This window comes from Brumicola pallidula DSM 14239 = ACAM 615 (assembly GCF_000428905.1).
Classification (GTDB): domain Bacteria; phylum Pseudomonadota; class Gammaproteobacteria; order Enterobacterales; family Alteromonadaceae; genus Glaciecola; species Glaciecola pallidula.
Map to the genome: position 1 here is coordinate 159,281 of NZ_KE386817.1, position 14,003 is coordinate 173,283.

Genomic DNA, 14,003 nt, shown 5'->3' on the forward strand with positions numbered 1-14,003 from the left:
ACAATTCCTCGGGGCATCATAATTTAAAAGCTATTGTACGTTGAGGACAGATCGATGATTAAACCTGAAATTCCAAAAAATGAAACTGAACGTTTACTCGCTTTGAGAACCTTACAGATCCTTGACACTACAGATGAGGAACGATTTGATCGTGTGACTCGCATCGCTAAACGTATGTTTGGTGTGTCTCTTTCACTCGTTACTCTTATCGACGAGGACCGTCAGTGGTTTAAATCTAAGCAAGGACTTGAGTTAACTGAAACTCCAAGAGAAATCTCCTTCTGCAGTCACGCGATTAATAAAGATGGACTATTCATCATTCCAGATGCGGCTATAGACGAACGATTTTTTGATAATCCATTGGTCACTAATCCACCGTACATTCGGTTTTATGCAGGCTACCCACTGACAATTAGGAAAGATTTAAGCATAGGTACCTTATGTCTTATCGACCAAGTACCGAGAACGATGAATGAAGAGGACCAGCAGCTTCTAAAAGATTTAGGTGCAATGGTCGAGCAAGAGATAAAATCTATACAATTAGCTACGCTGGACGAGTTGACACTGATTGCCAATAGACGCGGCTTTTTAACACTCGTCGATTGTAGTTTAAAAATATGCAGACGAAATAAAGTATCAATGTCATTTTTATTCTTTGATCTCAATAAATTTAAAATCATTAACGATAAATATGGGCATCATGAAGGTGACTTCGTGCTGAACAAGTTTGCTCAACTAATGCTTGAGACTTTTAGAGATAGTGATGTGATCGGCAGACTCGGCGGAGATGAATTCGTTGCGATGCTGAACGATTCAAGCAAAAAGAACGTTGACGAAATAGTAGCGCGATTTGCCGTCGCTATTGAAGCTGCTAATGCGACTATAAACAAACCCTACAAAATCGAATATAGTGTAGGTGTAGAACATTTTCAACATGACAGCACAAAATCTGCAGAAGAAATGATCCAAGAAGCTGACGTTGCGATGTATGAGCACAAAAGAACACAACGCTCTTATAGTTGATTTTTACCAAACCGCTGTCGCCGGTAATGGTTCGCGGATAGTTAATACTGCTAACTACCCGCAACGTCTGAAATGCTTAAACCATTTTCCTTAGTAATTCACCGGTATTTAAGCTTAGTAAACGCCAGCACCCGATGGCACCAAGAAAACCGACGGTCAACGCACCTACGATTGGGGCTATCACCCAATATTCGAGATGTAAACCAGCTTCCATTTGGAATACTTGGGTTTGCAACATATACAAACTAAATTCATTTGCTATGGCCGCCATTAATCCAGCAACGAACCCAATAATAAGGAATTCGTTGATAACACTAAAGCGTATCATCCACCCTTTTGCACCCAGTGTTCGAAGAATAGTGAGCTCTTGCAAGCGTTCATCCATACTGGCTTGAACTTGAGCTATCAGCACTAAGGCCCCCGCAATAAGCACCAGTATTAAAATAAATTCTACGGCCATAGACACTTGGTCAATAATTTCTCTAAGTTGATTAATCCTCGCGTCCACGTCAAATAAGGTAACACTGGCAAAAGGTGCCATTAGACTGGTTATCTCTGCCTTGCGCGATTCATCCAGGCTAAAACTAGTAATATAGGTAGGGACAAAGTTCTCTACCGCTTTAGGGTGCAGCACAAAATAGAAATTGGGTTGCATTGTTTGCCAATTAACTTCGCGCAAACTGGTTACTGTGGATTTAATGACTTCGCTACCAATATTGAACGTCAGCTCATCGCCTAATTTAACTCCCAAGCGTCCCGCAATCTGACTTTCAATTGATAGCGGATAGGGTTCGCCCTCTTGCCAAGAATCTAGCCATTCGCCTTCAACGATCTTATTACCCGTTTGAAGTTCTGTACCCCAAGTCAGGTTGGCTTCACGACCTAAACCTTGACGACCCTCGTTAGCAACTTCGGCATCTTCTTTGGTCACTTCAGTACGGATTTTTTCGTCATTAATAGCAACAAAACGTCCACGAGCAACCGGATAGAAACCACCGCCTGTAACATTGTTTTGTGCAAATTGGTCCTCTAAACCAATCCGTTGGCTCTCTGTTACATTTGATACGAAGTAGTTTGGTGTGCCTTCTGGCAACTGGTCACGCCATTGTTCGACCATGTCATTTCGCATGACTAAAACAACCAATAACAACATGATGGTAATAGAAAAACTTATCAATTGAACACTGTTACCCATGGCTCTGCGGCGTATACGCGCCCAGGCTAATGTCCAAGAGCCCATGCTGCCACTACCTAGCTTGCGCCCCAGCGCAATGAGAACATGAGTAACACCCAGTAACAGCACAACTAAAATAATGCCCGATATAAATAATATGGCACTGATCATCAGGTCTTGGCTGTAAACCCACATCAACAAGAATACAGCGATGCCTGAGGTAGAAAATTGCAATACTTTTGACGATAACGTGGTATTAATATCTCGCCTTAATACACGCAGAGGGGGCACTGAGAATAGCTGTAATAAGGGATATAGCGAGAACAGTACCGAGCAGATAATGCCAGTGAATATGGCAATAGCCAATGGTCGCCAATGCCAAATATCAAGGGAAACCTCTACAATGTCCGCCAAAAACATGACCACAACTTGCTGCAAAATAAAACCGGCGGTGACACCCAAAATAATGCCCAGTAAGGTGATAAAGCAAATTTGCAGCAAATAAATGCGCTGCACCATGGACTTACCTGCCCCAAGGGTCTTCATTATCGCGACGGGATCGTAGTGACGCTGACTGTAACGCTGCGCTGCAACCGCAATAGAGACAGCGGCTAGAACAATAGCTAATAAACTGGCTAGCAAAAAGAATTGTTCCGCACGGGCAATAGATCGTCCAATAGCAGAGTCATCGTCTTCAATTGATGTCCAGCGATGAACATCTCTGTTTAGTTGTGGGCGAAGCCAATCATAATAGTCGTCCAAATCACTCGTTTCGCCAGTAAAATAATACTTATAACTCACCCGCGAACCAGGACCGGTGACATTAGTTTTGGCCAAGTCCTCAGTCGACATCAATACAATGGGCTCAGTATTAAAAACACTAAACCCTGCGTCTGGAATTTCACTGAGCACCTTAGTAATCTTAAAACTCGCGTCGCCGATATCAACATTACCGCCTAATTCAACCTGAACTAATTGAAAAAGACGTGAATCAATCCAAACCTCACCTGATTTAGGCGATTCAGTAGTTGCCTCCGGCACGCCAAACGCTTGCAACGCGACTTTAATGCTGCCTTTAAGTGGATAATTAGCGTCCACAGCACGAAGGTCTGCTAACGCCAGTTCTTTTGCGCCAAATACCATCGACCTTGTACTAACTTGATAAGCACTGTTGAGATTAAATTCGGATGCTTTGCTTAGCCAATCGTCATCGACAAGCTCTCTGGAGCGCAATTGTCTATCTGCTGCAATAAACTCTGCCGAACGGTCGGTTAGCGCACCCTGTAAACGTTCGCTGAATAAAGATAGTGACAAAACAGAACCAACAGAAAGCACTATGGCGAGTAAAATAATAGTTAATTCACCGCGTTTAGCTTCGTGTTTGAACAGCCGCCAGGCTAATTGAAATACGGTAGACATGTTATTCTCCAGAAACGACTTTGAGCGGCTTGGTTTGCTCAGTCAATTCACCGGCATCCATGTGCAACTGACGCTGGCAACGCTGCGCAAGTTTATGGTCATGGGTAACTAGCACTAATGTCGTATTGGATTTTTTATTCAGGTCAAAAAGTAAATTCTCGACCTTGGTTGAGTTGGTAGAATCAAGATTACCCGTCGGTTCATCAGCAAAAAGAATTTTAGGATTTGTAATAAATGCTCTAGCAATAGCAACACGCTGCTGCTCGCCACCCGATAGTTGATTAGGAAAATGATTGGCTCGATGATCAAGTCCTACTTGCTCAAGTATTTTTTGAGCACGCTTTTTAGGCTCTGATAGCCCCGCTATTTCAGCTGGCAGCATAATGTTTTCGAGCGCAGTTAAACTCTGCACCAACATAAAGCTTTGAAAAATAAATCCGACTTTTTCGCCACGTAATCTTGCTCGCTGCTCTTCATCCATAGAATGCAAAGCCTCACCATCTATCATTATGTGTCCGCCCGAGACTTCATCTAAGCCAGCTAGCAGACCAAGAAGTGTTGACTTACCCGAACCAGATGCGCCTATAATGGCAATCGATTCACCTGGTTTTACCGTGAAGCTGATGGGTTGAAGGATCTGTAATTCGCCTTCACTCGTATCCACCTTCTTTATGATACTTTTCGTTTCAATCATTGCAGGGGCTATTGTCATAGTGTTTTCTTTTTCAAAATCCGTAAAAATTAGTTCGATTAAGCGTGCAAAAAATCAATCGCTTATCAATGTATGTAGGGCTTTTGCTTTACAGCAACGCGGTAATGTATCAAAAATTCTTCGCAATAGCCTACTGGTATGTCTTTTATTCCCTTTTTATAGCTATTCAGATCAGCAAGAATTACAAGAACATAAGTTATTAGTGCTTGGCGACAGCTTAAGTGCCGCGTATGGGTTAACACAACAGCAGGGTTGGGTTTATTTGTTACAAAATGCGTGGATAAGTGAGAATAAACCAATTGCAGTCATCAATGCTGCTATCAGTGGCGACACTACCGATGGCGGCCTATCTCGCCTTCCCCGCTTACTCGACCTACATAAACCCACTCATCTATTAATTGAACTTGGCGGAAACGATGCGCTGCAAGGCCATAATCCGAAGAAGATAAAAGCCAACATTAATAAGATGGTGCGGTTGGCTAAAAAAAGTAATGTTACTGTTTTACTGCAAGAAATGCAGATACCTACAAATTACGGAAGACGTTATACACAGATGTTTATGCAAGTATTTACGGACATCGCCCAAGAGAATAACATTCCGCTAATTCCGTTCTTTTTAGAAGATATAGCACTAGACAAGGCATTGATGCAAAACGACGGCATCCACCCAACTGCAGAAGCACAACCTATGATTACTGAGTTGTTAAAGCCACAGTTGGAGGCTTATATATTAAATTGAGTCAGGGCTGAGTTCTACAATTCACGATGGGCAGTGAGGTATTAATTAAGATGGATAAAAGATGAAAATCGTTACATTTAATTTGAATAAAGTAAAAAAATTGCCTTTTGATCTCCCCACTTATGGCTAGAAAGTTAATTCAATGCAGCAAGTACTATTTTTCTGGTATCCCGAGGTTCAATTACAGCATCAATTTCAAGCACTGTGGCAACTTCTAGCGCCTTGCCTTTCTGATATTGCTGAGCCAGTAGCTTATCAAATAATGCTTGGCGCATTGCCGGCTCGGTTTGTTTTTCTAATTCTTTCTTAAAGCCCAACTTTATTGCTCCTTCAAGTCCCATGGCACCGAATTCACCCGTTGGCCAAGACAGCATATAACTCGGGCTAGAGATGCTACCCGACAGCATAGCTTGAGCACCTAATCCATAACACTTACGAATAGCGACTGCGACAAAGTCGATAGATAAATTTGCGCCGGTTGCAAATAATTCACTAAGGTAGCGAACAGCCCCATTCTTTTCGTGTTCAGGGCCCACCATAAAACCAGGGGTATCACAAAGAGACAGTATAGGAATAGCGAATTGATCGCATAGCTTCATAAAGCGATTTAGCTTTTTAGCCGCATCAACATCAATGGCACCGCCTAGTACTTTGCAATTGCTTGCTATCACACCAATGGGTTTACCTTCGATTCGAGCAAAGCCTTGAATAATGGCTGTGCCGTATTGCTTTGCAATCTCTATAAAAGAATCTTTATCAACAATGCCTGATATCACTTTATGCATGTCATACACAAAACGTCGGTCGTCGGGCAACACATCATCAAGTGCATCATCTTCTGGCGCAGACCAATTAGCATGATGCCCTTGGAAAAAGCTTAGACAGTTTTTGGCAATTTCAATAGCATGGTTTTCGTTTTCGGCGACAATATCAACCACTCCGTTTTTGGCTTGCATGTCAATAGGACCAATATCTGTGGGACTAAACTTACCTAATCCACCGCCTTCAATCATGGCTGGCCCTGCCATGCCGATGAACGAAGACGTTGTAGCAATGGTTATGTCAGCAGCGCCAAATAGTGCTGCGTTGCCAGCAAAACAGTAGCCATTATTGACAGCTATGCGTGGCACTTTACCAATTAGACCAGCCCAACGACCAAACGTAGTGCATTGTAAGCCTGAATTAATCGTAGAAATATCAGTATCACCCGGACGACCTCCACCACCCTCAGTTAACATGATAATAGGTAACTGCTTTTTCAGCGCAATCTCAATCATTCTATCGAGTTTTAGATGATGGAAATAACCTTGAGTACCAGCTAAAACGGAGTAGTCATTAACAATAATGACGGTGTCATGTGAACTAACTTTAGCCTTGTTGCCCAATGTAATGAACCCATTATTAATCGGAGAAATACCAGTAATAACGCCATCAGCAGCGGTTTCCGTTTGCAGTTCCTCATAGTCACGACGCTGACGTTGGGCAGCAACCGCTAGTTGACCGTATTCTCTAAATAAGTTACCCGAGCATAATTTTTCAACGTTCTCGCGCGCCGTGTTAAATCCCTTAGCGTGTCGCTTTGCTGCTTGAGTTGAACGGACATCGTCTTGTGTATTCGCGAGCCTCGATTCTAATTCTTTTAAGGCCTGCTCAGTGTTATTTGTCATTATCATTCTTCATTGTTATTAGCGACTATTGTTAGCGACTATTGTTAGCTGTATCAGTCGCGAATTAAAGCTAACATCGTTGTCAATTATGCTAGTAATCTAAACTCATCTTTGAATAAAAAAATCATAAACTATTTATTTTGTATTTTAAAAAAACAACTTATTCAATAGCAACATCATAGCTAAAAACATCCTCAAGAGATTTTTGAAACACCAGTGCAATTTTAAAAGCGACCTCAAGAGAAGGACTATACTTTCCTTTTTCTATTGCCATGATAGTTTGTCGAGTGACTCCTACCCTTTCAGCTAAACCTTGTTGGGTCATTTCATTTGCAAAGAAACGACACTCGCGGACTTTATTATTAATCTTGTTTACTGAGGCCATTGTTACACAGCATCCTTTCTATAAAGATAGATTTGGTGACTAAAGCGAACTATTTCAGCCACAATAAAACTGAACAACAATAAGTGCATTTCAAACATCGGAATATTGGTGTGTTCTTCAAGCGAGAATTGCATACCGGATACATGTGACAAAATTAACTGGCCAAGGGTAATGATACCGCCAATACTTAACACCCAATAACCTGAGTTATTCGAGGTTAGGCTAATTAACTTATCACGCTCATCCCCGTCAAACTCGATTTTATTGCGACGGCCAGCCGCAATTAATGACTGAAATATGATTTCAACCATAATAATGAGTAACACCGCTGAACTCAAATTATGCATTGCCACTTCAATCATTTCATCGGGATTAAGTACATTGGCATCGATTGTGAATACGGAAATTGCGTAGTCACCAAAAATAAGCAAGGCAGCCAAAAGGGATAGCCAAGACTGAACAGAAACTCTGGCCCTTAGCACTTACTTTCTCTTCTTGAGAACAACAGTGCTCTAATTTCTTGTTGCGCTATGGTCTGGTATAGCCAACCGGCTTTAGTGCATTGCGTTTCAAATAGCGGTCGCGTAATTTCGTTTGACGAGAAGTCATGTCAATTTGCTCACCTTGTATAAACACTTGCTCTGCCGTTTGCGTAACTTCAAGCGGATCACCACTCCAAATTACGAGGTCTGCAACCTTACCAGATTCCAAGCTACCTATTTGTTCGTCCATGCCAAATATCTTAGCGACATTAATGGTTAATGCAGCGATACCCGCAGAATGTGGCAAACCATTAGCAACCGCATTACCCGCATGTTGGGTTGCCAGGCGAATATTATGGGTATCCATTCCGATCACAACCGTAACTCCTGCTTTGTGCAATCTTGCTGCATTTTCCAAGGTTGCACCAATTTGATCAAAAGCACCGGGTAAATTCGATTCAGGATCAAGTATGACCGGTATATTGTTTTTGGCTAACTCATCAGCGACACGCCATGCTTCAACACCACTGGCCAAAATGATATTTAAGTCAGTGTGACGCTTTTTAAGCGCAATCACCTGCACGATATCAGCGGCTCTGTCGGCATTAACAACCAGTGGCATTTTACCATCAAGCACAGGAATTAAGGCTTTTGCGTCAGCCATCGTAGTCAAACCAAGCCAATTTTGACTTGGATCCATGGCATACGACTTGGCAAATTTGGCTTCATCAAATGACTGATTAATGGCAACCCACAATGCGGCTCTACTGCCGCCGTTATTATCCACACCAGAATTACCCACATTTAGCTTCATAAAAGCCTGTGCTTTGAGTACTGGTCGATAGGTTGTTGCTAATGTAATAAAAGCACCTTGGCCCAAAAATAATTGATCGCTACCACCTAATCCAGTTGCTGCCGAGGTAAAACCTTCAATTCGGGTTATCGGTATGAGTGTGGAGTCATTGTTTAGTGCATATTGCACGTCCAATGCTGCCCCAACTGTTGAAATCGCATGTGGTTCCGCTTGCGCATCGACCGTTCCTGCAGAAGAACTGACTTCAACGAGACCTAGTGAAGTCGCTGCGCCGATAAAGCCTGGCGTGATTACTTTGCCCTCAGCATCTATTGTACGGTATCCGCTGGGTACATCCGTCCCCTCAATAACTTGTTGAATACGACCGTCTTTGATTAAAACAGTCCCTTTATAAATGATACCTGCAGCAGATACAGTATGGATTTTAGCACCAACAATCGCGATATTTTCAGCCCATGCTGATGCACTTAAACTTAAGCCTATGGCAATGCTTGAGGCTAATGCCGCTTTCTTAAATAAATTCATTTTGCATCTCCTTCAGCAATTTGTCCGAGCTCGAAATCACTCACCGGCCATGACTCGGGATTACTGCGGTCATAGACCATTGCGCCATCGATAAATACTTTATCCGCTTGTGCGTAAGTAGAAAACGGGTCTGTGCTCCACAAAACAACATCTGCATTTTTACCTGCTTCTAAAGACCCTGTTTTATCAAAAATCCCTAGCGATTTCGCGGGGTTTGCGGATAACCACTGCCAAGCATCAGCTTGACTAATATCAATACCAGCGCGTTTACCATCAGCCCATGCTTTTGCAGCTTCTTGATTCAAGCGTTGAATACCAAGGTCACTGTCAGAGTGAACAATGGCACAAGCATTCGCCGCATGTACCATGGGAATATTTTCTTTAATGCCGTCATAAGCTTCCATTTTGAAGCCCCACCAATCAGCCCACATTGCCGAGCACACGTTATTTTCAGCTAACTTGTCAGCAATTTTATAAGCCTCTATTGCATGATGGAAGGTACCAATCTTATAGTTAAATTCCTTCATGACATCCATCATGGTGCCCATGTCATCAGCACGGTAGCAATGCATATGCACAATAATATCGCCGTCTAACACACCTGCAAGTGTATCTAAATTGAGGTCTCTGCTTGGTCGTTTAGGTGACCCACCCGCTTCAAGTTCAGTTTCATATTGGGCCCATTTAGTTTGATATTCTTGTGCTTGGATCCAAGCTTGGCGATAGCCAGCGACATTACCCATGCGAGTCATTGGACCGCCTTTATCTCCATATACACGCTTCGGGTTTTCGCCACAGGCCATTTTTATACCATAAGGCGCTTCTGGAAACTTCATGTCTTGTATGGTTCTATTCGGTAAGTTTTTCACAGTCACACTGCGACCACCGAATAAATTAGCAGAACCTGGAAGGATCTGAAGGGAAGTAACACCGCCTGCAAGTGCTCGCTGAAAACCTGGATCTTGCGGCCATATTGAATGCTCGGCCCACACTTCAGCGGTTACTGGCGAGGTCATTTCGTTGCCGTCAGAATGTGAACGAGTTGATGGCGAAGGATAAACGCCTAAGTGGCTGTGATTATCAATAATACCTGGGGTAAGCCACTTTCCTTTACCATCAATTTCAATTGCACCGGAGGGCAAACGGATACCCTTACCTACTTCTACAATGACACCATCTTTAAGTAGTATCTCACCGTCTTCAATTTTACCGCCTATGCCATCAAGAATAGTCACGTTGGTGATGACAATCGGCTTACTATCAATCTTTTGATAAGTACTTGGAAATGGGTTTTTATCAATACCCGTTACACTTTCTTGTCTTTCCTCTTGCTTGTCATCGCTACAGCCAGTGACTAAAGCAACTGAAACTGCTAGTGCAAGCCCGAGTTTTAGTTTTGTATTAAGCATATCTTTCCTTGTTGTTGGACAACGCCATTTTTGGTTTTATATGAAGATTGAGTGTATTTAAGAAGATGAAAATCCACATAAAATATCAATTTTTGCTGCAACTACTTTACTATAAAATCAATGAAAAACGATAAAAAACTGCAATAACATTTCGTTAACTAGTTTTTATATCGGTTTTGAGCGCAGTTTATCTGCCTTTAGTTCAGCATTGATTAATATAGCTCTAGGGTCAAGCGTAGCAGATTTTTCAATAGCGGTTTATTTATGTAGCCAACATTCGCACAATATCATCTGCGTTTTTAAGCTTTCTCAACTCAACAAACATGGCTTCAGCTTCAGGATATTGTCTTTTTAGATAATTGAACCATTGCTTTATCCTATTAGGGTAATAACGCCCTTTATCAGAATAAATTTCATAACCAGAGTATGACACAAGTAATTCTTTTGTTTGCTGCCAAGACATCGGTGCATGATTATTTTTAATTGTTTGTGCCAAATTAGGCATTGCCAATGCGCCACGTCCAATCATTAAATTTTGGCAACCGCTACGCTGCTGGCATAGCAATGCATCTTCAGCATTCCATATTTCGCCATTCGCAATGATAGGAATATCGGTGACTTCTTTAATTTTTGCAATCCATTCCCAATAGGCTGGAGGTCTGTAGCCATCCGCCTTGGTTCTTGCATGAACGGTTAATAAATCTGCACCAGCTTGAGTGATTGCATCAGCGTTTTCCAATACGAGTGAAGTATCGTCAAAACCGAGTCGTATTTTGGCACTCACAGGCTGATCTTTTGGCACTGCATCGCGCACAGCTTTGATAATTTGATAAAGCGTTTCAGGCTCTTTTAAGAGCACTGCACCCCCTCTACTTTTATTCACTGTTTTTGCCGGACATCCAAAGTTTAAATCGATACCAGGAGAGCCTAATTCGACTGCTCGTACTGCATTTTCGGCCAACCATTGTGGATGCTGCCCCAGTAATTGCACCCTAACTGGCACACCCGACGACGTAACCGCACCATTGCGCAGTTCAGGACACAGGCGATAGAATGTTTTTGCAGGAAGTAGTTGCTCAACAACCCTCACAAATTCAGTGATGCACAAGTCGAAGCCACCGACTCTTGTCAGCATATCTCGCATAAGGTGATCGACAACACCTTCCATTGGAGCTAATACAATTTTCATAGCGACAAGTATGCCTCAATTGATAGTTTTTACAGTGGTTAGTCTGAATTATTTAACTAATTTATTTGCTGTGCTATTTATCTGGATATGTATCGATATAGTTGATACAAGCCGAAAAGCAAACAAAAAAAAACCACCCGTTTGGGTGGTTTCTCTAATTGGCGTCCCCTAGGGGATTCGAACCCCTGTTACCGCCGTGAAAGGGCGGTGTCCTAGGCCTCTAGACGAAGGGGACAAAAAACTTTTGCTCAAAGCGAACCTTGATAGTTTTTTGTTAAGATAAGCGAAAACCGTAAAGTAAGCGACGCTATCCTAACCTAGACCAAACCACGACAGCTTGGATTTTTTTATTACTATCTCCCAGATTTACCACTGGGAAAATGGCGTCCCCTAGGGGATTCGAACCCCTGTTACCGCCGTGAAAGGGCGGTGTCCTAGGCCTCTAGACGAAGGGGACAAAAAACTTTTTATCAAAGCGAACCTTGATAGTTTTTTGTTAGCATAACCGAAAACTATAAAGTAAACGACGTTATCCTAACCTAGACCAAGCCGCGACAGCTTGGATTTTTTTACTAACATGACACACTAAATGAAACTTGGTGGAGCTAGGCGGGATCGAACCGCCGACCTCTTGCATGCCATGCAAGCGCTCTCCCAGCTGAGCTATAGCCCCGTGTCCAAATAGACCTGCGAGCTATGTTTTACGCTACAGTTCCGTGACAGCGGGGCGCATTCTAGGCATCTGACTTAATTATGTCAACGATTTTTTTAAGAATTTTCTCTATTTGTTATGTAAATGAGCGCCTTGTCTATTCTTTGTGCAACTTCCTCTTTATTCATGAGGTTTAAGGTCACATCTAAAGCCGGAGAATTGCCTGAGCCAGTGGCTGCAACCCGCAGTGGCATGCCAATCTTGCCCATACCAACATCTAGTTTCTCGGCTGTTGCATCAATAGCCGCTTTTATATTTTCAGGAGACCAGTCTTCAACAGCAAGAAGGGCTTCTTTTACCGCTTGCAACGGCTCCCTGGCGACAACACGCAAATGTTTCTTTGCGGCTTTTTCATCAAAGTCTTCAAAGCTAGTGTAAAAATAAGTGCTAATCGCTGCCAATTCTTTTAAGGTCGTTACCCGCTCTGCTTGAATTTCAATAACACTTTCTAAACTCGGTCCGTTGCTGCAATCTATGCCCTGTTGATCAAAATGCCATTTTGCATATGGAGCAACTTCAGCTGGCGGCAATGTTTTAATATAGTGCTCGTTCAACCAATTTAGCTTTTCTGTATTAAATGCACTCGCCGACTTACTAATCGAATCAAGACTGAAATGTTCAATCATTTCATCAATACTGAATATTTCTTGGTCACCATATGACCAACCTAAGCGAACAAGGTAGTTTAAAACAGCTTTAGGTAGATAACCGTCATCTCTGTATTGCATCACGCTGACAGCACCATGACGTTTAGATAATTTTTTGCCGTCATCGCCTAAAATCATAGACACATGGGCATATTCAGGAACCGGCGCTCCCAAGGCGTTGAGAATATTAATTTGACGCGGCGTGTTGTTAATGTGGTCTTCGCCTCTTACAACATGGGTGATACCCATATCCCAATCATCAACAACAACACAAAAGTTATATGTCGGCGCACCGTCGGTTCGCTTAATAATTAAGTCGTCGAGCTCAGTATTAGATATCCGAATTTCGCCGCGAATGTGGTCATTGATGACGACGTCACCTTCTAACGGATTTTTGAATCGAATAACAAAAGGTTGTCCTTCAGGATGCTCCGTTCTGTTGCGCCAAGTACCGGGGTAACGTGGCTTTTCTCCGTTCTTTTCCTGTTCTTCACGAATTGCGTCAAGTTCTGCAATTGACATGAAGCACTTATACGCTAACTCTTTATCGAGTAACTCATCAATAATTTGGTTGTAACGGTCAAAGCGCTCCGTTTGATAATATGGTCCTTTGTCATGATATAAGCCTAACCAATCCATACCATCTAAAATGGCTTGTTTTGCTTCATCTGTAGAACGCTCAAGATCTGTATCTTCTATTCTTAATACAAATTCGCCTCCTTTACTCTTAGCATACAACCAAGAATAAAGAGCAGTACGAGCACCACCAACATGCAAATAGCCGGTAGGACTTGGAGCAAAACGAGTTACCACTGTCATTATAATATTATTCCTAAAAATTAATTGCGCATAGTTTACCGGTTAATGCCGCCAGTAAATAGCAATGCAGACGAAAATAACTGATTGTTTGGCCGATTTTTAAACTAACAGGACTTTTTTTTTAAAATGCGGTTGACAGATGCGGTCTCAACTCTATAATACGCGTCCACTTACTGAGGAACGCTTTAGTAAGATTGTTAGACAAGATGGACGCTTAGCTCAGTTGGGAGAGCATCGCCCTTACAAGGCGAGGGTCACTGGTTCAAGCCCAGTAGCGTCCACCACTT

The 14,003-nt window shown here is 42.4% G+C and carries 11 protein-coding genes and 4 tRNA genes; 3 read left to right on the forward strand and 12 right to left on the reverse strand.

Going from position 1 to position 14,003, the window contains the following annotated elements; all coding sequences use genetic code 11:
* Positions 1-54: 54 nt before the first annotated feature.
* Positions 55-1,023: a sensor domain-containing diguanylate cyclase gene (locus tag G399_RS0118495; RefSeq protein WP_006011051.1), complete on the forward strand. Its 969-nt coding sequence runs from the start codon at positions 55-57 to the stop codon at positions 1,021-1,023.
* A gap of 76 nt (positions 1,024-1,099) precedes the next feature.
* On the opposite strand, the gene G399_RS0118500 is transcribed toward G399_RS0118495, so the two are convergent.
* Together G399_RS0118500 and G399_RS0118505 are read right to left on the reverse strand one after the other, a co-directional pair.
* On the reverse strand, positions 1,100-3,616 hold the full coding sequence (locus G399_RS0118500; protein ID WP_006011055.1) for an ABC transporter permease: 2,517 nt from the start codon (positions 3,614-3,616) through the stop codon (positions 1,100-1,102).
* Between the two features lies 1 nt (position 3,617).
* Complete coding sequence (locus tag G399_RS0118505; protein WP_026843879.1) at positions 3,618-4,310, reverse strand: ABC transporter ATP-binding protein; 693 nt, start codon at positions 4,308-4,310, stop codon at positions 3,618-3,620.
* Positions 4,311-4,329: 19 nt separating this feature from the next.
* Here G399_RS0118505 and G399_RS0118510 point away from each other — a divergent pair, with 19 nt between their 5' ends.
* Positions 4,330-5,067: an arylesterase gene (locus G399_RS0118510; protein ID WP_006011058.1), complete on the forward strand. Its 738-nt coding sequence runs from the start codon at positions 4,330-4,332 to the stop codon at positions 5,065-5,067.
* 134 nt (positions 5,068-5,201) lie between these two features.
* Here the strand turns inward: G399_RS0118510 and G399_RS0118515 are convergent, their stop codons facing one another.
* The 10 genes from G399_RS0118515 to gltX all read right to left on the reverse strand — a co-directional run bounded on the left by G399_RS0118515 (position 5,202) and on the right by gltX (position 13,716).
* Entirely contained in the window at positions 5,202-6,734 is a 1,533-nt protein-coding gene (locus tag G399_RS0118515; RefSeq protein ID WP_006011059.1) for an acyl-CoA carboxylase subunit beta, read from the reverse strand.
* A 160-nt stretch (positions 6,735-6,894) separates the two neighbouring features.
* Positions 6,895-7,119: a helix-turn-helix transcriptional regulator gene (locus G399_RS0118520; protein WP_006011060.1), complete on the reverse strand. Its 225-nt coding sequence runs from the start codon at positions 7,117-7,119 to the stop codon at positions 6,895-6,897.
* A 2-nt stretch (positions 7,120-7,121) separates the two neighbouring features.
* The gene (locus G399_RS21410) at positions 7,122-7,601 is read right to left on the reverse strand and encodes a hypothetical protein (RefSeq protein ID WP_026843881.1); all 480 of its coding nucleotides are present in this window, start codon (positions 7,599-7,601) and stop codon (positions 7,122-7,124) included.
* Between the two features lie 46 nt (positions 7,602-7,647).
* On the reverse strand, positions 7,648-8,940 hold the full coding sequence (locus G399_RS0118530; RefSeq protein WP_006011062.1) for an amidohydrolase family protein: 1,293 nt from the start codon (positions 8,938-8,940) through the stop codon (positions 7,648-7,650).
* Positions 8,937-10,349 (reverse strand): amidohydrolase, encoded by a 1,413-nt coding sequence (locus G399_RS0118535; RefSeq protein WP_006011063.1) that lies wholly within the window; start codon positions 10,347-10,349, stop codon positions 8,937-8,939. The genes G399_RS0118530 and G399_RS0118535 overlap by 4 nt, the downstream gene beginning before the upstream one ends.
* 262 nt (positions 10,350-10,611) lie before the next feature.
* Positions 10,612-11,538 carry a tRNA dihydrouridine(16) synthase DusC gene (gene dusC, locus G399_RS0118540; RefSeq protein ID WP_006011064.1) on the reverse strand — a complete coding sequence of 309 codons (927 nt, stop codon included), beginning with the start codon at positions 11,536-11,538 and terminating at the stop codon, positions 10,612-10,614.
* A gap of 159 nt (positions 11,539-11,697) precedes the next feature.
* Positions 11,698-11,773: transfer RNA gene (locus G399_RS0118545), tRNA-Glu, on the reverse strand.
* Positions 11,774-11,919: 146 nt separating this feature from the next.
* A tRNA-Glu gene (locus G399_RS0118550) sits at positions 11,920-11,995 on the reverse strand.
* A gap of 140 nt (positions 11,996-12,135) precedes the next feature.
* Positions 12,136-12,211, reverse strand: a tRNA-Ala gene (locus G399_RS0118555).
* A 95-nt stretch (positions 12,212-12,306) separates the two neighbouring features.
* Complete coding sequence (gltX, locus tag G399_RS0118560) at positions 12,307-13,716, reverse strand: glutamate--tRNA ligase (protein WP_006014478.1); 1,410 nt, start codon at positions 13,714-13,716, stop codon at positions 12,307-12,309.
* 208 nt (positions 13,717-13,924) lie between these two features.
* On the opposite strand from gltX, the gene G399_RS0118565 reads away from it, so the two are divergent.
* Positions 13,925-14,000, forward strand: a tRNA-Val gene (locus tag G399_RS0118565).
* Positions 14,001-14,003 lie beyond the last annotated feature (3 nt).

What these genes read in the sequence shown, in the direction of transcription:
- G399_RS0118500 (WP_006011055.1), bottom strand. Translation starts at nt 3,616, where the DNA reads ATGTCTACCGTATTTCAATTAGCCTGGCGGCTGTTCAAACACGAAGCT.
- G399_RS0118495 (WP_006011051.1), top strand. Translation starts at nt 55, where the DNA reads ATGATTAAACCTGAAATTCCAAAAAATGAAACTGAACGTTTACTCGCT.
- G399_RS0118530 (WP_006011062.1), bottom strand. Translation starts at nt 8,940, where the DNA reads ATGAATTTATTTAAGAAAGCGGCATTAGCCTCAAGCATTGCCATAGGC.
- gltX (WP_006014478.1), bottom strand. Translation starts at nt 13,716, where the DNA reads ATGACAGTGGTAACTCGTTTTGCTCCAAGTCCTACCGGCTATTTGCAT.
- G399_RS0118520 (WP_006011060.1), bottom strand. Translation starts at nt 7,119, where the DNA reads ATGGCCTCAGTAAACAAGATTAATAATAAAGTCCGCGAGTGTCGTTTC.
- G399_RS0118515 (WP_006011059.1), bottom strand. Translation starts at nt 6,734, where the DNA reads ATGACAAATAACACTGAGCAGGCCTTAAAAGAATTAGAATCGAGGCTC.
- dusC (WP_006011064.1), bottom strand. Translation starts at nt 11,538, where the DNA reads ATGAAAATTGTATTAGCTCCAATGGAAGGTGTTGTCGATCACCTTATG.
- G399_RS0118505 (WP_026843879.1), bottom strand. Translation starts at nt 4,310, where the DNA reads ATGATTGAAACGAAAAGTATCATAAAGAAGGTGGATACGAGTGAAGGC.
- G399_RS0118535 (WP_006011063.1), bottom strand. Translation starts at nt 10,349, where the DNA reads ATGCTTAATACAAAACTAAAACTCGGGCTTGCACTAGCAGTTTCAGTT.